General features: G+C 55.5%; 19 protein-coding genes. 13 read left to right on the forward strand and 6 right to left on the reverse strand.

Annotated features, from left to right (window positions below):
• Nucleotides 1-3 precede the first annotated feature (3 nt).
• Nucleotides 4-852 (reverse strand): MIP/aquaporin family protein, encoded by an 849-nt coding sequence (locus H7850_RS17320; protein ID WP_227370740.1) that lies wholly within the window; start codon nt 850-852, stop codon nt 4-6.
• Between the two features lie 468 nt (nt 853-1,320).
• On the opposite strand from H7850_RS17320, the gene H7850_RS17325 reads away from it, so the two are divergent.
• Nucleotides 1,321-2,574, forward strand: a complete 1,254-nt coding sequence (locus H7850_RS17325; RefSeq protein WP_227370741.1) for a glutamate carboxypeptidase — start codon at nt 1,321-1,323, stop codon at nt 2,572-2,574.
• Between the two features lie 97 nt (nt 2,575-2,671).
• On the forward strand, nt 2,672-2,986 hold the full coding sequence (locus tag H7850_RS17330; RefSeq protein ID WP_227370742.1) for a hypothetical protein: 315 nt from the start codon (nt 2,672-2,674) through the stop codon (nt 2,984-2,986).
• Between the two features lie 124 nt (nt 2,987-3,110).
• Here H7850_RS17330 and H7850_RS17335 read toward each other — a convergent pair whose 3' ends face one another.
• Nucleotides 3,111-4,034, reverse strand: coding sequence for a LysR substrate-binding domain-containing protein (locus H7850_RS17335; RefSeq protein ID WP_227370743.1), 924 nt, complete (start codon nt 4,032-4,034; stop codon nt 3,111-3,113).
• A 128-nt stretch (nt 4,035-4,162) separates the two neighbouring features.
• On the opposite strand from H7850_RS17335, the gene H7850_RS17340 reads away from it, so the two are divergent.
• From H7850_RS17340 to H7850_RS17370, 7 genes are all read left to right on the forward strand, one after another.
• Nucleotides 4,163-5,395 (forward strand): Zn-dependent hydrolase, encoded by a 1,233-nt coding sequence (locus tag H7850_RS17340; protein WP_227370744.1) that lies wholly within the window; start codon nt 4,163-4,165, stop codon nt 5,393-5,395.
• 135 nt (nt 5,396-5,530) lie between these two features.
• A complete protein-coding gene (locus H7850_RS17345; protein WP_227370745.1) occupies nt 5,531-6,994 on the forward strand; it encodes a sodium:solute symporter family protein in 1,464 nt (487 codons plus the stop codon).
• A 22-nt stretch (nt 6,995-7,016) separates the two neighbouring features.
• Nucleotides 7,017-8,642 (forward strand): amidohydrolase, encoded by a 1,626-nt coding sequence (locus H7850_RS17350; protein WP_227370746.1) that lies wholly within the window; start codon nt 7,017-7,019, stop codon nt 8,640-8,642.
• Nucleotides 8,629-9,558 (forward strand): CobW family GTP-binding protein, encoded by a 930-nt coding sequence (locus tag H7850_RS17355; RefSeq protein ID WP_227370747.1) that lies wholly within the window; start codon nt 8,629-8,631, stop codon nt 9,556-9,558. Before H7850_RS17350 ends, H7850_RS17355 begins: the two co-directional genes overlap by 14 nt.
• Nucleotides 9,559-9,706: 148 nt before the next feature.
• Nucleotides 9,707-10,960 (forward strand): dicarboxylate/amino acid:cation symporter, encoded by a 1,254-nt coding sequence (locus tag H7850_RS17360; RefSeq protein ID WP_227370748.1) that lies wholly within the window; start codon nt 9,707-9,709, stop codon nt 10,958-10,960.
• A gap of 347 nt (nt 10,961-11,307) precedes the next feature.
• A complete protein-coding gene (locus H7850_RS17365) occupies nt 11,308-11,475 on the forward strand; it encodes a metallothionein (RefSeq protein ID WP_227370749.1) in 168 nt (55 codons plus the stop codon).
• A gap of 24 nt (nt 11,476-11,499) precedes the next feature.
• Entirely contained in the window at nt 11,500-11,676 is a 177-nt protein-coding gene (locus tag H7850_RS17370) for a hypothetical protein (RefSeq protein ID WP_227370750.1), read from the forward strand.
• 61 nt (nt 11,677-11,737) lie between these two features.
• Here H7850_RS17370 and H7850_RS17375 read toward each other — a convergent pair whose 3' ends face one another.
• Nucleotides 11,738-12,004, reverse strand: coding sequence for a hypothetical protein (locus H7850_RS17375; protein WP_227370751.1), 267 nt, complete (start codon nt 12,002-12,004; stop codon nt 11,738-11,740).
• Between the two features lie 133 nt (nt 12,005-12,137).
• Here H7850_RS17375 and H7850_RS17380 point away from each other — a divergent pair, with 133 nt between their 5' ends.
• Nucleotides 12,138-13,175: a C45 family autoproteolytic acyltransferase/hydolase gene (locus H7850_RS17380; protein ID WP_227370752.1), complete on the forward strand. Its 1,038-nt coding sequence runs from the start codon at nt 12,138-12,140 to the stop codon at nt 13,173-13,175.
• Nucleotides 13,176-13,191: 16 nt separating this feature from the next.
• Here the strand turns inward: H7850_RS17380 and H7850_RS17385 are convergent, their stop codons facing one another.
• Complete coding sequence (locus tag H7850_RS17385) at nt 13,192-14,940, reverse strand: methyl-accepting chemotaxis protein (RefSeq protein ID WP_227370753.1); 1,749 nt, start codon at nt 14,938-14,940, stop codon at nt 13,192-13,194.
• A gap of 314 nt (nt 14,941-15,254) precedes the next feature.
• Here H7850_RS17385 and H7850_RS17390 point away from each other — a divergent pair, with 314 nt between their 5' ends.
• The 3 genes from H7850_RS17390 (at nt 15,255) to H7850_RS17400 (ending at nt 16,122) form a co-directional block, all read left to right on the forward strand.
• Nucleotides 15,255-15,497, forward strand: coding sequence for a type II toxin-antitoxin system ParD family antitoxin (locus tag H7850_RS17390; protein ID WP_227370754.1), 243 nt, complete (start codon nt 15,255-15,257; stop codon nt 15,495-15,497).
• Nucleotides 15,490-15,783: a type II toxin-antitoxin system RelE/ParE family toxin gene (locus H7850_RS17395; RefSeq protein ID WP_227370755.1), complete on the forward strand. Its 294-nt coding sequence runs from the start codon at nt 15,490-15,492 to the stop codon at nt 15,781-15,783. The genes H7850_RS17390 and H7850_RS17395 overlap by 8 nt, the downstream gene beginning before the upstream one ends.
• A 171-nt stretch (nt 15,784-15,954) precedes the next feature.
• Nucleotides 15,955-16,122 (forward strand): hypothetical protein, encoded by a 168-nt coding sequence (locus H7850_RS17400; protein ID WP_227370756.1) that lies wholly within the window; start codon nt 15,955-15,957, stop codon nt 16,120-16,122.
• A 189-nt stretch (nt 16,123-16,311) separates the two neighbouring features.
• On the opposite strand, the gene H7850_RS17405 is transcribed toward H7850_RS17400, so the two are convergent.
• Nucleotides 16,312-17,595, reverse strand: a complete 1,284-nt coding sequence (locus H7850_RS17405) for a CRISPR-associated endonuclease Cas3'' (protein ID WP_227370757.1) — start codon at nt 17,593-17,595, stop codon at nt 16,312-16,314.
• Between the two features lie 244 nt (nt 17,596-17,839).
• Nucleotides 17,840-19,900: a choline BCCT transporter BetT gene (betT, locus tag H7850_RS17410; RefSeq protein WP_227370758.1), complete on the reverse strand. Its 2,061-nt coding sequence runs from the start codon at nt 19,898-19,900 to the stop codon at nt 17,840-17,842.
• Nucleotides 19,901-19,915 lie beyond the last annotated feature (15 nt).

A 19,915-nucleotide genomic window follows, 5' to 3' on the forward strand; every position in this document is an offset into this window, starting at 1 on the left:
TCATCAATCCCGTTTGGGCGCGGGAGCCGGGTTGCCTTTCGGCGGCAATGCATGGCGCTTGGACCACCATCTTTCGGCGATGAAATCCGTGGACAAGCAGGCCAGGATCGCGATCAGGGCGATCGCCATGCCAAGCGCACTGCCGTCGACGAACACATGCTGATAGAAGAGTCCGCCGCTGGCTCCGCCGATCAAGGGCCCTACGACCGGAATCCAGGCGTACTTCCAGTTCGAACCACCCTTACCGGCCACTGGGAGCAGAAAGTGCGCCAAGCGAGGCCCCAGATCCCGGGCTGGATTGATGGCGTAGCCGGTGGTCCCGCCCAGGGATAGACCGATAGCGAGTACCAGCAGCCCGATGATTAGCGGGTTGAGGCCTTCGGTGAACTCGTTGGCGCCGATGGCCAGCACGCTCAGCACGAGCACGAAGGTACCGATGATTTCACTCATCAGGTTAGAAGGCGTATGGGGAATGGCGGGATCGGTACAGAAAACCGCCAACTTGGCGTCCTTGTCCTCGGTGACCTGCCAGTGCGGGTAGTAATGCAGCCACACTACCACTGCGCCGATGAAGGCGCCGATCATCTGGCCCGAGATATAGGCGGGAACCAATGCCCAGGAGAATTCACCGATGACCGCAAGGCCGACGGTGACCGCGGGATTGATGTGCGCGCCGCTGATGTCACCCACCGCGTAGATGGCCATTGCTACACCCAAGCCCCAGCCAAAGGTGATGACAATCCAGCCGCTCGCCTCGGCTTTCGAACGTTTGAGCACCACGCCGGCCACGACGCCACCACCGAAGATGATGAGAATCATCGTGCCGAAGAGCTCACCTAGAAAAGGTGTCATGAGCTTCTCCTTTCACTTGTAGTTGTGTATGAATTTATGAAGCATTTTTCGCTGTGCCGAACCCAGCAAGGCGCTGTGCAACGAAGCCTGCGGCTCGCTCCCTCGCAAACGAAGCATTCCTGCTCAAATTAGCGTTTAGCGGTTGACGATAACCCTGAAAAGCCGCCAAAGTTCGATTATGAAAATTAGTATCTATTTTCGAACAATTCAACAGGAAAAGTGTAGAAATGAGAAAATACTCTTCTTTTATATTCGGAAACGAAAATTCATAGCAAAAAATACACAAAATACGAAAGTCTTCCTGCCCACGGCATCGCTTTGTCTCAACATTAAAACGAGCGCCATTGCGTCCGAGGGAGTAACTGGATAAGACTCATCGCAGATCAGCGTGAAACCGACAGGATTTGCGTTTTCATGCTTTCCCCCTAGGCTTGGATCAGGAGAACAATCTACGACAGAGAGAAAACAATGAAGCCTTTCCTGCTAGCCGTAAGCCTTACCTGCACCACCTTCCTTACCCCATTCCCAACTTTAGCCGCCTCTCAGCAAAAGGTCCTCGAAGCCGCCCAAGAGCAGGAGCAACCGCTGCTCGAGACCCTGGAAACGCTGGTCAATATCGATTCCGGCACCGGTTACGTGGAAGGTCTCAATAAAGTCGCCGGTATACTCGAGCAACGCCTCGAACGTCTTGGCGCCGAGATCGAAACCCGCCCGGCGCCAAAGTTCGGCGGCAAGACGCTGATCGGCACCCTGAACGGTAATGGGGATCAGAACCTCATGCTGATGATCCACTACGACACCGTGTTCGATGAAGGCGAGGTAGAAGAACGACCCTTTCGTACCGAGGATGGCCGTGGCTACGGCCCGGGCATTGGGGACGCAAAGGGAGGCGTCGCGGTGATTCTGCACGCTCTCGCGATACTCGAAGAACTCGATTTCAAGAAGTACGGCACCCTGACCGTGGTCTTCAATCCAGACGAAGAAAAAGGCTCTCTTGGCTCTCGAGATGCAATTCAACAACTCGCCAAGGATCAGGACGCCGTGCTGGTATTCGAGCCGGCGCTGGGTGAAGACGATGTCGATGCGGTTACCGTAGTGACCAAGGGCATCAACTATGTCTTTCTCGACGTCGAAGGCCGCGCCTCCCACGCGGGTAGCGCGCCGGAGCAAGGGCGGAACGCGATCATGGAGCTCGCGCACCAGCTTCTGCAACTCGATGAACTAGGCAACGCCGACAAGGAGACCACCCTCAACTGGACCATCGTCGACGGTGGCGCCAAGCGCAACATCATTCCCGAGCAGGCCCACGCCGAAGGCGATATGCGCTATTTCGATGCCGGCGAATATGAACGAGTGATGAACGAGGCCAACAAGATCATTCAAAACAAGCTCATAGAAGATACAAAGGTGAACTTCCGCATCGACAAGGGTCGTCCTCCGATGCCTGACAACCCCCAGACCCAGGCGCTGGCAGAACAGGCACAAGCGATTTATTCCGAACTGGATCGCGATCTCAATGCCATCGAGATCGGCGGGGGAACCGATGCCGCCTATGCCTATACCCCGGATAGCGATACACCGGCAGTGCTTGAGTCCCTGGGCCTGGTAGGCGGGCGTTACCACAGTGCTGATGAGTTCATCGTACTCGACAGCATCGTACCCAGACTCTATCTCGCGACCCGCATGATCATGGAGCTTTCCGGGCAAGCACCTGATTCTTGAATCCATGGAAATAGTTAGGCGTAGCGCTATGGGCTTTCATAAAGCGGCCTCGTCCGGCTAAGCTTGGCATGTACGAGAATCCACAAGGAGAGGATGCATGCATACACATATTGACTGGGACGACCCCGGCGCCGATAGCGTTACGGCACACTATACCAAGGACCCCAATGACTACGGCGAGCCGCATCCCGGCACCGTCGTTTCGGGACGCTATCAAGGCATGAACGTGCGCATCAAAGTCGAGGCCTACAAGGATGGCGTCAGTATCGGCGAGGTTGCCGCCCTGATCGATGCCAAAGGGGAACGAATCAAGCAACACGGCAAACTCAACCTCGGAGACATCGTGCGCCTGCCCGACGATAAGCGAGCCTTCGAATCCGTTCCGGGTTCTCCAAAGGAGGACGAGGATTAGAAGCGACCCAACGTTTATCAAGGATCGCTTGAGCTCGCTCTCTTGAGCCAGTAGCCTCCCCCTGAAGGTTGATTGCCCAATCTACCTTCAGGGGTTTCCAGACCTATTGCTCCGATCTGTCTTACTACTGCCCCCTTTCCTGACGACATCTAGGAACCCTATTTGTCCGAGTACGAGTAACCACATCAACAAACCGAGCCACTACAGGGTTTGTACTGCTAGATGACCACACCATCTCCGTAATCAACTTGGCCTCGGTATCTGCAAGAGGCCGCAGGATAATGTCCCGCCGGTTATGGTTAAGATCGCAGTCAGGATAGATGGTCACTCCCATTTGTGCGGCGACCAAGCCAAATATGCTGTCACTGTTTGGCGCTTCTTTAACCACTCTCGGAATGAATCCAGCCTCGAAACACAATGCTTTGATCTGAGAGACAAAATGTCGCCACGTATGCATATTGCCCAATACGAAAACTTCTTCCGAAAGAGCCTTTAGGGGCACACTTTCTAAATCAGCCAGCGGGTGATGGTAAGGTAAAACCGCCATATAAGGAGCTTCGTGCACGGTAACTTGCCTCAGCCCTGCGCCGCTGACAGGGCCGGTTAAAAATCCCACATCGAGCCGCCCGCCTTCGATCGCCTCGAGCTGCTCATGAGAATCGCAACGCACAAGATCGATACTCACTTCGGCCAGGTGGCTATGAAAAGTAGCCAGTATCGAAGGTAAGACGCCATTGATCGCGAAATCCGTATACCCCACGATCAGTCGCCCGGACTCGCCTTTGTTCGCCTTGATGGCGCGCTGCTCGGCGCGCTTCATTGCCTCCCGCGCGAGATAACACTCCTCGAGAAATACACTTCCCGCAGCAGTCAAACTGACATTCCGTCGGCTGCGCTGCAGCAAGATCACACCCAGCTGATCCTCGAGTTGACGTATTGCACGGCTGAGCACCGGTTGCGCGACATGCAGACGCTCCGCAGCCCGGCGAAAGTGCAACTCTTCCGCTATCGCGATGAAATAGCGAATATGGGGCTGTAAATGCCTCACCACTGATACCCTGAAGGTATCAAAACATCAAATATTGATATTATACGAACCATAGAGGCTTCACTACCTTGGTAAGTGATGGCGGTTTCTTTACCGCACTTTCACTAACAACTGAGAAGAGAAGCACTATGGCCGAAGAACTTAGAATCAATCAAGATCGGCTTTGGCGGCGACTAATGACAATGGCGGAGATTGGCGCCACCCCCGCAGGCGGCAGTTGCCGGGTCGCGCTTACCGAGGAAGATCGCCAAGGTCGCGACCTGTTCATTGACTGGTGCCGCGAGCTTGGCTGTGAGATTCGTATCGACCGCATGGGCAATATCTTCGCACAGCGGCCCGGCCGCGACTCGCAGCGTTTACCGATCGCCTGCGGCAGCCATCTCGATACCCAGCCCCACGGTGGGAAGTTCGACGGCGTTTATGGCGTGCTCGCCGGAGTGGAAACCTTCGAGACGCTGAACGATCAAAACATCGAAACCGCCGCTCCGCTGGAAATCTGTGTCTGGACCAACGAAGAGGGCTCGCGCTTTGCCCCGCCCATGATCTCCTCGGGCGTATTCGGCGGGACCTACGATCTCGATTATGGACTAGGCCGAGAGGACGCCGATGGCATCACACTTGGCGAGGCACTCGACGCTATTGGCTATGCAGGGTCGTTACCTTGCGGTGACCACCGGCTCGGCGCCTTTATCGAAGCGCATATCGAGCAGGGACCGATTCTCGAGCGGCAGGCGGAAACCATTGGCGTAGTCACTGGAGTGCAAGGTTCCCGCTGGTACCGAGTGACGTTTCATGGCCAGGATGCACATACAGGATCGACTCCCATGACCGGTCGCCGCGATGCCTTGGTCAGCGCTGCCCACATGATCAAGGCGGTTAAAGACATCGCGGAACGACAGGCACCATCTGCGGTCGCGACCGTGGGGCGTATCGACTGCCTGCCCAACTCCCACAATACGATCCCCGGTGAAGTGGCGCTTACCGTCGATATGCGCCATGCCGCCATCGACACGCTCGATATCATGGAAACCCAGCTTCATGAAGCCGCCAGCATGGCGTCGCACCAGGAAGGCACGGACGTTGAGGTTCACCGGATCATGAACACGCCTCCCGTCCACTTCGATGAACGCTGTGTCGAGGCCGTCACCGGGGCCGTCCGCGAGTTGGAGCTACCTCATAGACGCATGCTCTCCGGCGCAGGTCACGATGCCTGTCACGTAGCCCGAGTAGCGCCCACCAGCATGATATTCGTTCCTTGTGCCGGAGGGCTCAGTCACAACGAAGCCGAGAGTGCCGAGCCGAGGGATCTCGCGGCGGGTGCCAATGTGCTGCTGCATGCCTTGCTCGAACTCGCGCAATAGCTGGAGATGTGCTTAACATTCATAGCAAACCAAAGTATTGAAAATGATGTTCGTCAAAAGCGCACATAAAATAAAAGCGCTTTACCGAACTGTAATTGCGCCAGCATACAAAAACATCAAGCGGAGAAACAACTTATGGCCTGGTATACAACTTATACGCTAATTTATTTCATCCTCATGTTCGCCATAGCAATTTATTACTTCACCAAAGTAAAAACATTTGATGATTATCTAATTGCCGGCTGGAACATGGGGTTCTGGAGCATTAGCGGTACACTAATAAGTACGTGGTGCGGTGCCGCCGTCTTTATTGGCTGGGTTGGCATGGGGTTTAGCGTTGGCATGTCAGGATATTTCAAGTTTGCGCTTCCCGGTATAATCGTGAGCATGCTGCTCGTATTCTTCTTTAGCAAACCACTAAGACGGCAACGGCTTTATACATTGGCCGATCTATTTAGCGAGCGCTTTGGAGAAAAAGCGGGAATACTTCCTTCTATATTCTCTGCTTTCGTGTATTCCGTTCCTACTACCGCGTTACAGATCGTCGGCATGAGCACTATTTTCAACATCGTCTTCGACGTTCCCATCAATTACGGCATTGCGCTTTCCTTCGCGCTTATCCTGGGCTTCACCATACTTGGTGGACTGGTGGCTACTATTGTCACCGATGCGATACAAAGCATCGTAGTTATTGCAGGAATAATCATACTGGCAATTGCAGCCGTAGCCTTTGGCGGTGGCTTCAGCGAAATTATAGCCAGCACACCTGCGGAATACTTGTCTCCTTTAGGTAAAGGAGGTTTGAGCGAAATCCTTGTCTTCGCCCTGACGGTAGCTCCTTTTTACTTGGTGTGGCAATCAACATGGCAACGTATCTTTGCCTCACGTACCGAAGCCATAGCAATCAAAGCCGGCTTGACCGGATTTGGAGTTGTATTGGCGATTTCCTTACTACCCTACATGATAGGGGTCATTGCACGGCAATTCGTGCCTTTGGACATGCGGGCCGATTTGATTTTTTCCTATGTCACGGTGGAGCTCTTGCATCCAGCTATTGGAGGTATCGTGATTGTCGGCCTGCTATCAGCACTGATGACGGGCGCCGACTCTTTCATCCTGCAGGGCAGCTCCAACCTCGCTCAGGATTTCTATCATCGCCTGATCAATCCTGCGGCGAACGAAAAGCAGAAGATGTTTGCCGCTCGGCTCAGCGTCGTACTGATCTCCTTGCTCGCAGTGATGGTGGCATATTTCATGACTGATATTGTCAGCATGTATCAATGGGCCCTTCGATTAACCACTACCACCCTGGTGATTCCTTTTCTAGCGGTGATGTTCTGGCGACGCGCTACAGGGATTGCTTGTCTTCTAAGTATGGGTCTGGCAGCCATTGTCACGATAGCTTGGCCATTCCTTGGCACCGATATCGACCCTGTTTTCCCAGGATTCTTTATATCTTTAATGGTGCTGGCTGGCGTGAGTTTCATTACCAAGCATGCCGCCGACGAAAGCGTCAAGGCCGTCTACTGGGAAGATCTTCCTACGGCTCACTCGAGACTCCATCCCGGCGACAAGCCTGCCGCGCTAGTCAATTCCTGACTCTGTGGAAGCGAACACAACAATGACGACTATCTACTCTGCCAAACGTATCATCACCATGAATCCTTCCCAGCCGGAAGCCACTTACATTGCTATACGGGACGGACGCATTCTGGCCGTGGGCACACAGGAGTCGATGAAGGATTTCGAGGGTGCTGACTACGACAATCGGTTCGAAAACGATGTCATCTTACCCGGCTTCGTGGAAGGGCATAGCCACGCGCTGGAAGGTGCGCTGTGGAACTATGGCTACCTAGGCTACTTCGGTCGAACAGACCCGGAGGGCAAGCACTGGGAAGGGTTGCGCAGCGTACCCGACATGCAGGCTCGACTGAGCGATTATGCTGCAAGTATAGAAGCCGAAACATCGGTTATTGCCTGGGGATTCGATCCGGTTTACTTCCCAGAAGAGCGTTTGGATCGATACGCCCTGGATGCCGCCGTTCCCGATCGTCCGGTGGTGGTGTTCCATGCGAATCTTCACGTCATGACGGTCAATACCGCCATGCTCAAGCTGGCCAAGATCGACCAGGTAAAGGATGTCGAAGGCATTCGCCTCGGCACGGATGGCAAGCCCGACGGCGAGTTGCAGGAAATGGCCGCCATGCATGTGGTATTCGATACCCTGGGCTTTAGCGTTTTCGACCTGGTGGCCTCGGTGGAAACATTACAGCGCTACGCAAGGATCGCTAGACGAAGCGGCGTGACGACTATCACGGATCTGTACAATCCATTATCCAACGAAGGAGTGGCAGCACTTGAAAGCGCCACAACGCAGCCCAGCTATCCGGTACGCCTGGTACCGGCCATGGCGGCGCTGAGCTGGTCTCCTCAAGAAGGTATCGAAAGGCTGCGCGCCTGCCAGGGCATTGGCCACGACAAGCTTCATTTCGGGCCAGTCAAACTGATGACCGATGGCTCGATTCAAGGATATACGGCACGACTCAAGTGGCCTTATTATCACGATGGTAGTCCCAACGGCATCTGGAACGCGCCACCACAACAGCTGAAGGAGATGGTGCACAGCTACCATCAGGCTGGTGCGCAGCTGCACATCCATTGCAATGGCGACGAAGCAGTAGACCTGATGCTCGACGCCATTGAGGAAGCCCAAGAGATGTGGCCACGCGCCGATCATCGTCATACGCTGCAGCATTGTCAGATCATGGATCATGCGCAGCTCAGACGCGCCGCGCGCCTCGGCGTTTGCTTGAATATCTTCGCCAATCACCTTTATTACTGGGGCGACATTCACCTCAAGCGCACCCTGGGCTTCGAGCGCTGCCAGCGTCTTGAGCCGCTGGCCTCTACACGACGCCTGAACATCCCGTTGGCCATTCATAGTGATGCCCCGGTCACCCCGCTCGGACCATTATTCACGGCCTGGTGCGCAGTGATGCGCAAGAGTGCCTCCGGCATCCAACTCGGCGAGCACGAAAACCTTTCGGTTGCTCAGGCCTTGGAAGCGATCACCCTTGGCGCCGCCTATACGCTGCGCATGGATCATCTGGTCGGCAGCCTTGAAATCGGCAAGTTTGCCGACATGGTGGTACTTGAAGAAGACCCGCTGACCTGCGACCCAGACCAATTAAAGGATACCGCAGTGAAGGCGACGGTACTGGGAGGTCAGGTGCATGTCAACGAATGAAGCTGAGCAAATTCCTCTGACGGTCATCGGGGGCTTTCTTGGGGCGGGCAAGACGACCTACCTCAACAATCTGATCAAACGTGGCCTGCCTGCCAATGCCTTGCTCGTCGTCAATGACTTTGGCGATATCAACATCGATGCGGAACTGGTCGAGTACCGTGACGACAACATCATGCAGCTCAGCAATGGCTGTGTATGCTGCACTCTGGGCGGTACATTGGCGGAACAACTAGCCGCCGCCCTTCGCATCCGCTCTACACCAGCAGCGATCATCATCGAAGCCAGCGGTGTGGCCAACCCCGCTCGTATCGCCGATATTGCCAAGCTATCACCTCGGTTACGTCTTGACGAGGTGGTGTGCATCGTCGATGGCTCCCAGGCACCACACCATGCCCAGGACTCACTGATCGGCGACACCTGGCGTATTCAGGTAGCGTCAGCCAACAGGGTATATATCAATCGTCTGACCGCCAGCGACAAGCCAGCGGTGTTTGAGCTACTAAAACATATCAATCCTGAAGCCTTTATCGAGTACGCACCATTAGCCTCTTCGTCATCACTGGAGGCCCACTCTTCAGCCTCACAACCCAGAACCGCCCACGGCAACTTCTCTTCTCATCCTCACGCTAACTGGCACTCTTTCAGCGTTACCGGTAGCGCCAGCATCGATAAGAATAAACTTAATACACTGCTTGATAGCTATCGCGATGTACTCTTGCGTGCCAAGGGGTTCATGCTTGTCAACGACGGAGTGGGTGTCGAGTTACTACAGTACAGCGGTGGCCAACTATATTGGCAGCCGGCGTTACGCCCCCCCATTGAGAATCGTTTGGTGTTCATCGGTATCGCGGGGCCGCGTTTCGATGCGCTGAAACAGGCCGCAGATGCATTAGTAAAGCCATCATTGTCCTCATAAGCACAGTCGACACAGCCCTATTGCACGGGCTAAACACTACATCGATAACGTTCTCGCATTTTAGCGAAGACAAGTGACTTTTTCTGTAGAATCGCCGCGGTTCAATATATTCCCCTTCCCTTCATGGCATTCCACGGAGATAACCTACATGGCAGATAGCGTAACCTCGCGACGCAATCTATGGCGGCGTATTCCTTTATGGCAGAAGATTCTTGTCGGCCTGGCACTCGGGGTGCTTGCCGGGGCGCTCATGGGCGAAGACGCCAGCGTCTTCAAACCCATCGGCGATATCTTCATCAGCGCCATCAAGATGCTGATCGTGCCCCTTGTATTCTCGACTCTGGTTGTCGGTATTACTGCCATGCGTGACCCACAGAAGATGGGGCGCATCGGCCTGCGCACTATTGTGCTTTATCTGATCACCACCGCCTTCGCCATCAGCATAGGCTTGCTGGCCTCGACCATCTTTCAGCCGGGCGCGGGGTTGGATCTGAATTTCGACAAACCGGTCCAGGCGGAAGAGGCGCCGTCGCTGGTGCAAATACTCGTCGATCTGGTGCCTCAGAATCCCATCGATGCCTTGGCCAACGGCAACATTCTACAGATCATCGTGTTCGCCATCGGTTTGGGAATTTCCTTGACTCTGATCGGTGAAAAAGGCGAGCCGGTGGTACGTTTGTTCGAGAGTTTTGCCGAAGCCATGTACAAGCTTACCGAGATCGTCATGGCCTTTGCGCCCTTCGGTGTGTTCGGCCTGATTGCCTATGTCTCGGGTAGCTACGGGCTCGACGTGCTGTTGCCGCTGGCCAAGGTAATCGGCGTGGCTTATCTAGCCAGTGTGCTGCATGTGCTGCTGGTCTACTCCGGGCTGCTGGCACTGCTGGGGCGCTTGAACCCGCTGCGATATTTAAGCGGCATTCTCGATGCGCTGGTGGTCGCCTATTCGTCGGCATCTTCCTCAGGCACCTTGCCGGTATCCTTACGTTGTGCGCAGAAGAACCTTGGCGTGTCCGAAGGGGTATCGGGCTTCGTGCTGCCAGTGGGTGCCACCATCAACATGGATGGCACCGCTATCTACCAGGGTGTGGTTGCCCTATTCATCGCCCAGCTGGTCGGCGTCGATCTCTCGCTGATGGATTACGGCATGATCATCGTCACCGGTACCCTGGCGTCGATCGGCACCGCCGGGGTTCCTGGCGCTGGCTTGATCATGCTCTCTATCGTGCTGGCTCAGGTAGGGCTGCCGCTGGAAGCCATCGCCGTGATTGCCGGCATCGACCGCATCCTCGATATGGCGCGCACCAGCGTCAATGTGGCCGGCGATTTGATGGTGACGACCCTTGTCGGAAAGAGTGAAAAGGAGTTGAACATGAATATCTACAACGGCCCCAATCGTGTATAACTTTTGACGCTACACTGCGCTCAGCAGCCTACATCGACTTTTTTGCAATAAATACTGTACAGCCTGCGTATAATACAGGTATAGTAAATCCTGTGAGCAAGGACAGCGTAAAGTTGCCAGGACGGCAACCAAGAACCCGCTGTTGCTATGGAAAGCAGCAGCCTAGCATCACCTCGGATACCAGGAAGGTAGCACGGAAGCCCCGCCGTCAAGGATGACGAAAAGCCCAACTTCGACAAGTTGGGCTTTTTTGATATTTACGGAACTCCTTCTCTACTCACTTCTTTACGAAAGGCGAAAGCATCTTCTACGCTAGAGGATGCATACTTCATCAAAGGAGAGCAGACATGGCCGATCAACAAACCTGCGCTTGCCCAAACTGCAACTGCGAAGTCGATACTGACCAGGCTGTCATGTCCGAGGGAAAGGCATTTTGTTGCGATGCCTGTGCCACCGGTCACGCTGATGGCGCAAAGTGCACCCACGAAGGTTGCGGCTGCGACAAGGCCGCCTAAAGAAATTCGATTAGAGGTAATACGATGCAGAAGCAAGCGCGCGTCGAGCCCATCTTTGACGCTACGGATATGAATGAAAAGATCATTGGCTGGAACGTGATCGATGAAAGCCAGCCGGAAAATGAAACCGTGGTTTCAGAGCATGAAACTCAAGAAGAGGCTATCAAAGCCGCTGAGGAATTCGAACAGCGTGAATTCTGAATGATTACCAGCCGGCCCCCACTTCTACGGGGGCCGTGTTTGACACCCATGAACCAGTCCTTCACGACGTGCATTGCGAGTTTGCACTCCTCTTCTCACTCGCGGTCTCTCCTTTCAAATACTGTTCGGTTGTAAGCAAGAACAACCGCCGAAACAGATTGTGTACAGCTTCTTCCTGCTTGAGTGCCAATAGATCCGGATCGGTGCGATCGGTTGGATTTTCCTCTCGTGGATATTCCCAGGCCAGCCGTACCGAGCCCGATGACGCATCGCAAATCTGCAAGGTGGGGTTGGTTCCTTTGAGTCCTGACGTAATGCTATAGGCCATGATCTTATCCTGACAAAATTCAAACGATAAAACTTCTCATTTTCATTTAAGAATTTATGCGCTCCCCTATGCGTCGTCAAGAAAAAATATTGCCGCTATAGTGATTCTTGATTCCATAATTGGTGATACTCGAATGTCAGTTACCTCGTTGAAAGGCGACCGTCGCACCATTGGCTACGAGCACGGGCGTCGCCATGCCCTTCAGATTCAGGACAGCATCACGGTCTACGACCGTCTGTTTCAGGATTTCGTGGGCTCCTCCTGGCAGCAGGCACGTCATAGGGCGCCCCGTTTCCTGCCCGCCATCGAGCGTTGCTTTCCCGCCATTCTTGACGAAGTACAAGGCATCGCTGAGGGCGCCGGCGTCGACTTCGACGACATCCTGACCCTTAACTGCCGAAGCGAGATATCATTGACTCAGGCCAGCGGAGGCTGCTCCGCCTTCTCGCTCAACCAGAACGGGCAATGGCTGGCCCAGAACTGGGACTGGCGCGCCGACCAGCAGCGCAACGTGGTCGTGCTCGAAATCGATCTGGAGGGGCATGCGCCATTGATCAGCATTGGCGAGGCGGGCATGGCGGGCAAGATCGGCATGAACGCAAACGGCCTGGGGGTGTGTCTCAATGCCATTCGTTCCCAGACCTGCGGCGAAGGCTTGCCGATTCATTTTGCCTTACGCAAGATTCTGGAATGCCCCGATTTTGAAGCCGCAAGGCGAGTAGTGAACGAGGATCGGGTTGCCTCGCCGGCGCATTTCCTGATCGCCAGCGCCGATGGCCAGGCCACCGGCTTCGAGGTGCATCCCGGCACCCCGGGCGAGCTGCTCCCGCAGCGCGGTAAAGTGCTACATACCAACCATCTTTGCGCGGATACGACAACCGCCTGCATCAACGACCTGCCCAGACCCGACTCCCCGGTTCGACTGACAAGGCTTCAACAGTTGCTGGATCAACCCATCGCCAGCGAGCCCGATTCCCTGTTCGATGTACTCAGCGATCACGCCAACGCTCCTTCCTCCATTTGCCGCCACACCAATCATGACCTGCCTGAAGCGGAGCGCATGGAGACCCTGTTTGCCGTGGTGATGAATCTAAAAAAGCGCAGACTGTGTCTGCGCTTGGGCAAGCCCTGCGAAGCGGAAGAGACGCTGAATCTCACATTAAGTGAATAGCAGCATAGGGGCGCATTTAGAACTCTTCCCAGACATCTTCCGACACCGCGCTCGCCTTATGAGACGGCGCCGCCGTGCTGGACTTAGGAGATGCGCGATGCGCGATGGGTGCCGGCGTTTTTGACGCGGCCTGCGTGTCTTCATCGCCGAGCACGAAGGTATCGATCAGAGCGCTTAGACGAGTTGCCTGTTCGCGCATGGTGTCAGCAGTGCTAGAGGTCTGCTGTACCATGGCGGAGTTTTGCTGGGTCATGGTGTCCATTTCGGTCACCGCTGTGTTGACTTGGCCAATACCATTGCTCTGCTCCCGCGCACCGGCGCTGATCTCCGCAATCACATCCGTGACGCGGGTAACGCTTTCCACGATCTCGCGCATGGTGACACCGGCACGCTGCACGGTCTCGCTACCCTGCCGCGTATACGTAACCGCTGTATCGATCAAGCCGCGAATTTCACTGGAGGCATCGGCGCTGCGGCTGGCCAGGTTGCGTACTTCCTCGGCGACCACCGCAAAGCCACGGCCGTGCTCGCCGGCGCGGGCGGCTTCCACCGAAGCGTTGAGCGCCAGAATGTTGGTTTGAAACGCGATGTCGTCGATCAGCTTGATGATCTCGGCTATCCGTGTCGCCGAACCGCTGATATCCCCCATGGTCTTTTCCACCTCGGTCATCGCCTCGCCACCCTGGCGTGCCACAGTGACCGTGGAGGACGCCAGCTGGTTGGCCTGCTGTGCCGATTCGGCGCTGTGATTGACGGTGGAAGTAATCTCTTCCATGGATGACGACGTTTCCTGCAGATTCGCGGCGGCCTGCTCGGTCCGTGTGGCAAGCTCCTCGCTGCCCTTCGCCATCTCACCGGCGGCATTATGCACCTCATACACCCCGCGGCGTACATCGATGAGCGTAGTTTGCATGCGTGCCACGAAGGTATTGAACTGCTCCGCCAAGTCGCCGATTTCATCCCGGGTGGCAACGTTGAGTCGCCGGGTCAAATCACCCCGCCCCTGGGCGATATCGCGCATTGCCGAGGCAGTAATGTTGATCGGGCGTACGAGCCTGCGCACGAGCCATAGCGCCACCAGCGCCACGGCGACGAAGATCGCGATGCCCAGCAATATCGTGCTGATGATCGTGTTGCGCAGCGACTCGGACGCCTCGGCGCTGACAGCGGCCATGGTCTGATCGATATCATATATGTACATTCCCGCGCCGATGACCCAGCCCAGTTTGGGCAGGTTCACGATGTAGGACTGCTTTTCCTCCACGGTGCCGGTTTCTGGATGCTCCCAGCGATAGGTGTAAAAACCACCGCCGCTGAGCCCAAGCGCGATGACATCCTTGGCGATAGGACGGCCATCCGGGTCCAGCTCATTCAACTGGTCCGTACCCACGAATTCCAGGTTATCACCCACAACGGTGGCCCTACCGTCGTAGTCATAACCGAAAATATAGTTGCCACCGTCAAAGCGTATGCCCTGAAGCACTTGAGATGAGCGCTGCAGAGCCTCTTCTTCACTCAGGGTTGGGTCGTCCACCAGCGCGGAAGTAGCGCTGCGGGCGATGTCCATTACCCCTTTGACTCTTTCCTTGCGCGCGTCGATCAGCTGTTCACGCTGCTCGGCAATACTCTCTTGGCTGGCGGCACGCTGCTTCAGCGCCGCCGCCGTCACGAGGGTAGCGGTAACCAGGAAAAGTGGGATCAGCACCAGCGCTAGAATCTTGCTTTGCAGACCTAGAAAACGATGTAAACCGGCAAGACGAGACATAAAAGGCTTCCTTCTTTTTATTAATCGGTGGCCCACCGGCGGTAGATCGCCAAGCGCAGCGCCAGACAACGAATTTACGTTATGAAGATGGTGAAAATAGCGGCACAGCAACATGGCAACAGCCGCCACCAGTTTCAGCCATCGGGTCATTGTCAGTCATCGGCCGAAACTGAGAAAAATTGAGCGGGGATGTTTTAACTTCAGGATTCTCTAAAGCGTTGATCAAAGGCGAAGCAGAGCTGGGCAAACTTTCACTTGAAGTAAATTTCAACAAGACTACGATTGTGTTAACAATCAACACAGGAGAGTGAACCATGCCCAGAACAACGAGTATCACTATCGGCTCACAACTAGACAACTTTGTGGCGAAATTGATCGAGTCCGGACGCTACGGCTCGACTAGCGAAGTCGTGCGCTCCGCCTTGCGGTTGCTTGAACATCAGGAAAATCAAACGGCGGCACTGAGAAGTGCCATTGAAGCTGGAGAGCGAAGTGGAGAAAGCGATCTGTCACTACATGAGATTGCTGCTCAGGTGAAGCAGAAACACGGTGTATAAGCTATCCAATCTTGCCTCGGAGGATTTCGCTGCAATCTTCGAGTACACATTGTTGAACTTTGGTACTCATCAGGCCGACGCTTATACCGACGACCTGGAGAGTATTTTCGATCTTCTATCTCGCTCTCCGCTGATAGGTCGAGAGTGCCCAGAGATCGCGAAGGAAGTTCGCCGGCATGATCACCAACAACACGTCATTTTCTATCGTCGAAAAGAACACAAGATCTTTGTCATTAGAATACTTCACCGGCAAATGGAACCGATGAAGCATTTTTTTGAGCTTTAGCGTTAAAAGATTCTTCCCCAATTGGAAGTCATTTCATTGCCATGATAGCTCCACATATGCGGGAACGAACGATAAGCAGCCCATGTGAGCTGCGGCGCGTATTGCGATAGCCTGATCACTGGCGAGACCTAGCTTCTATCTGCGCTACCCATCTCGCTTTGCAGCAGCGCAGTGTCACGATTGTTTCTATTCGTGCGGGCCGTGCGGGCCGCGACCCCAGCGTTGGGCGTTGGGGACGCCACTGGCGTATCCGTGGCCGTCTCTGCCCAGGCGGTTCATCCCCACGGGCGTGGGGAACGGGTCCGGGCCGTCATCGCGGCTCAGCTCAATTTCGGTTGATCCCCGCGCCTGCGGGGAACGGCGTCACGAGGTGACAGCTCGACACCCCGTTTCTGGTTGATCCCCGCGCCTGCGGGGAACGGTCTAATCGTAGACGATTGTTTGCAAAGAATAAAATCGCCGATGACATTTTCACCGGCGATTTTGCTCGCTTTTGGTTCAACTCTAATTGTTAAAGATATTTATAAATCAATTACCAACACCGACTTCGGCCAACAGGGCTTTCTTGCGCGAGTCTGCCAGCCAGTGATTGCACTGCGAGGAAGCGCTTTGCTCATCGGTAGCGTAATCGAGATCGCCGGGCTGCACCTTGTCTAGCGCTCTGACAAAGTCCTCGTTCAATTCCCGCGCGCCATGGGCTAGCACAAAAGACGGCTGCGACTGTGTAGAAAAGAAGTGCCGATGCAGATTGCCCAGCCGGGCATACATGGCATTGGAGGTGGCCATGGTCGGCAAGGCGAAATACAGCCCCTCACCGTGCCCACCAGACAGCAATCGCTGGGCCAGGATGCAGGCTGCTTCGGTCTTGCCTGCCCCGGTGACGTCTTCGAGGATGAATAGCTGCGGGCCGGGGAGCAGTTCGGCACGTTCTGCCTGGTGCTGGAGCGGGGTGGGCGTTATGTCCTGGCGGCCGTCAAACCAGGCCTGTAGCCCCTTATAGGGGATGGGAACCGCAGAATCATGGAAACCGAAGGCTTTCAGCGCCCGTATGGCACTGGGCTTGGCGATATCGTCCCAGTAATCCCTCAGCGCCATCGGCTGATCGTGATAGCCGAAGTGTTCGCGGTTGGAGCCAATCCAATCCGATAGCACCGCCCAGCCCGCCAGCGTCCAACTCAGTGTTTCGAGTCTCATACGCCAGTCTGGAGAGGTAAAAAATGTTCTGGGCCACTGTACCTCGATCAACGCTGTCCAGTCCGCAGTGAAGTGACGTGCGGCCTCGATATCGTCACTGGTTTCATCACAGCCGAAGAAGCTCTCTACTCTGAGTCCCGTACCGTTGACCGGCTTGCCATGGTGGCCAAACATGGGCGTCATCAACGCGGTGAAGGCCTTCGAAAGAGAGTCGCGTTCCACGCGATTGAGTTGCCCTTGCGGCCACTGCAATACATCGTCTTGCAACCAAGATATCCAGTTCCCTTTCCATAGCACCGCACCCAGTCGATCATGGCGCTCGGAGTAGGCGAACCTTGGCAGTGGGGCGACCAGCTCGACGCTATGCGGTCGAGCCTGGGCCTGGAAAGCACGCGCGAACTTGCCCAGGTCGTGGAGTCCAAGCGCCCAGACAAATAACTTCCTCATATTCTCAGGCGGTAAGTCAAGCTGTGTCGCAAGCTGTCGAGTCAAAGGCCGTTCGGGTGCCAACAAATACCAGCCTACCGCCGCGACATCCAAGCAATGGAATGGCAATAAATGGCACGGCGGGCCTTCACTGTCGGGTCTGGCCTTGCCCCAATAGTGGAAGTAATCCATGTTTTTCCAGCATATTTTTATGTTCGTATGTACTTGAGCATCTGAGCAGAAATCCTAAGATGAATCTATGCTCATCGTCATGCGAATAGGGCCGCTTTCTACTTGCTATTTATAGCAAATATGGGGCAGGAACCGTGGTATGGCTGAGCCAAGCTCGTTTACATCTTGGAACATATAGAACCATGTTAGCGAGTTGGCCCTAGATAACGCCCGGAGCTCATAGGCATCTCTCGTTTAGCCCAACTCAAGCACCAGGCTGTTCCGGGCTGTCCGGAATGTTGGTATGGCCCGGTTCAAGCCGGTTGAGATGCAAAAAGTGCAGATGGCTTTCGTACTGATCGAGGATGTCCTCGATCACCTGCTCACGTGAATAGCCCATGAGATCGTAGCCTTGGCTGCCTTCGAGCAGATACACCTCCAGCCGGTAGTAGCGCGACGAAGCCTGTGGCGTGTGCATGGCGAAGCCCGGGGTCGCGAATCCATGGCTCCACACCTGGTAGCTGAAGTTTTGCTCGCTCTCGTGATCCACGTTCAGCGCCGCATAGTCGTCGGCATTCTGAGTGCCTTGATTGACCTCGACACCCAGTCCGCCCTCACGTAACTGACTCGCCACGGACTCCATCGCTGGCTTGACGATCTCCTGCATGAAGCGCTGGGCCTGCTTGCGATCAGGAAAGCTCAAGGATCGAGTGAGACGCTGCTGCCAACTGCGGCTGGCGCCCCGCTCACCGCTTCCGGTGCGCCCGGAAAGATGCCCAGGGAGGCTGATGCGCTGGCTGTCGAACTTGAAGGCTTCGAGCTTGAGCGCCTTGTAGAGCCCGGCCATCATGAAGAACAGCACCACCGAGAACGGCAGGCCTGTGATCACCACGGCGCTTTGCAGGGTGGTCAGCCCACCCGCCAACAATAATGACAGAGTGAGGACGCCAATCACTGCCGACCAAAGGATGCGCATCCAGATCGGGGCATCACTGTTGACGTTCTTGAGGATCGTGGTGAAGTTCGACAATACCAAGGCCCCGGAGTCCCCGGAGGTGACGAAGAACACAATGGCCAGAATGCTTACCGCGATGGTGGTGAACACCGGCGCCGGGTACTGCTGCAGGAACAGATAGATGCCCGCCGGGGGATTGTCCATGACCTGCTGGCCGAACTCGGTGCCGCCATTCATGGCAATATCCAGGGCGCTGTTTCCCAGCAGGGACATCCAGATCATCATGAAGGCGATGGGCAGGGTCAGGGTGCCAGCGACGAAGGTGCGAATCGTGCGGCCCCGGGAGATGCGTGCTAGAAACAGGCCGACGAAAGGCCCCCAGGCGATCCACCAGGCCCAGAAGAACAGCGTCCAGGCATTGAGCCAGTCGGTCGGGGTATCGAAGGCGTAGGTATTGAAGGACATAGAGACGAAACTGGCCAGATAGTCGCCCAGGTTCATGACCAGCGCATTGAGCAGGAAGATCGTCTTGCCGGCGAACAGCACGAATAGCAACAGCGCAATCGCCAGCAGGATATTGAACTCCGAGAGGCGACGGATGCCGCGCTCCACCCCGGTCACTGCGGAAATGGTGGCGAACACCACGATGGCCAGCACCAGGCCCGTCTGGGTCCAGGCGCTTTCGGCGATGCCGAACATGTAATTCAGCCCGAAGTTGAGCTGGATGACACCGATCCCCAGGCTCGCGGCAATACCGAACACGGTACCCAGCACCGCGGCAGTGTCCACTGCATGGCCGATGGGGCCGTAGATCTTCTTGCCGAAGATGGGATACAGCGCGCTACTGATGGTCAGGGGCAGGTTGTGACGATAGCTGAAGAACGCAAGGGACATGCCCACCAGGGTATAAATGCCCCAGCCGGACAGGCCCCAGTGCAGAAAGGTCAACTGCATGGCATAACGCGCCGCGGCAATCTGATCAGCGGGGGCGTTGGGGGCGTTGTAGAACTGGGTCAGGGGTTCTGCCAGAGCGAAGAAGATGACGCCGATACCGATCCCCGCCGAGAATAGCATGGCGGACCAGGAGAACAGGTTGAAGTCCGGGCGAGCGTGTTCCGGGCCCAAACGAATCTTGCCAAAACGGGAAACACCGATGACGATCACGAAGCCTAGATAGATCACCACGGTAAGAAAGTAGTACCAACCAAAGGTGCGGGATATCCAACCCAGAATGGCGTTAATGATGCCGTTGGCTTGTTCTGTGGCGATCATCGCCCATAGCGAGAACACGACGATGCCGACGACGGAGCTGTAGAAGACTATGGGATTGATTCGATCCTTGCCGGTTTCTTCTTGTGGTTGTGTACTCATAGGCATCCTTGTCGG

The sequence above is a fragment of the Halomonas sp. M20 genome (assembly GCF_020622265.1).
In the GTDB taxonomy this organism is placed as follows: Bacteria; Pseudomonadota; Gammaproteobacteria; order Pseudomonadales; family Halomonadaceae; genus Modicisalibacter.

Coding starts and splice junctions, on each gene's coding strand:
- H7850_RS17375 (WP_227370751.1), bottom strand. CDS start 12,004: ATGGCCTATAGCATTACGTCAGGACTCAAAGGAACCAACCCCACCTTG.
- H7850_RS17330 (WP_227370742.1), top strand. CDS start 2,672: ATGCATACACATATTGACTGGGACGACCCCGGCGCCGATAGCGTTACG.
- H7850_RS17360 (WP_227370748.1), top strand. CDS start 9,707: ATGGCAGATAGCGTAACCTCGCGACGCAATCTATGGCGGCGTATTCCT.
- H7850_RS17350 (WP_227370746.1), top strand. CDS start 7,017: ATGACGACTATCTACTCTGCCAAACGTATCATCACCATGAATCCTTCC.
- H7850_RS17385 (WP_227370753.1), bottom strand. CDS start 14,940: ATGTCTCGTCTTGCCGGTTTACATCGTTTTCTAGGTCTGCAAAGCAAG.
- H7850_RS17325 (WP_227370741.1), top strand. CDS start 1,321: ATGAAGCCTTTCCTGCTAGCCGTAAGCCTTACCTGCACCACCTTCCTT.
- H7850_RS17380 (WP_227370752.1), top strand. CDS start 12,138: ATGTCAGTTACCTCGTTGAAAGGCGACCGTCGCACCATTGGCTACGAG.
- H7850_RS17345 (WP_227370745.1), top strand. CDS start 5,531: ATGGCCTGGTATACAACTTATACGCTAATTTATTTCATCCTCATGTTC.
- H7850_RS17320 (WP_227370740.1), bottom strand. CDS start 852: ATGACACCTTTTCTAGGTGAGCTCTTCGGCACGATGATTCTCATCATC.
- H7850_RS17390 (WP_227370754.1), top strand. CDS start 15,255: ATGCCCAGAACAACGAGTATCACTATCGGCTCACAACTAGACAACTTT.
- H7850_RS17370 (WP_227370750.1), top strand. CDS start 11,500: ATGCAGAAGCAAGCGCGCGTCGAGCCCATCTTTGACGCTACGGATATG.
- betT (WP_227370758.1), bottom strand. CDS start 19,900: ATGAGTACACAACCACAAGAAGAAACCGGCAAGGATCGAATCAATCCC.
- H7850_RS17405 (WP_227370757.1), bottom strand. CDS start 17,595: ATGGATTACTTCCACTATTGGGGCAAGGCCAGACCCGACAGTGAAGGC.
- H7850_RS17355 (WP_227370747.1), top strand. CDS start 8,629: ATGTCAACGAATGAAGCTGAGCAAATTCCTCTGACGGTCATCGGGGGC.
- H7850_RS17365 (WP_227370749.1), top strand. CDS start 11,308: ATGGCCGATCAACAAACCTGCGCTTGCCCAAACTGCAACTGCGAAGTC.
- H7850_RS17340 (WP_227370744.1), top strand. CDS start 4,163: ATGGCCGAAGAACTTAGAATCAATCAAGATCGGCTTTGGCGGCGACTA.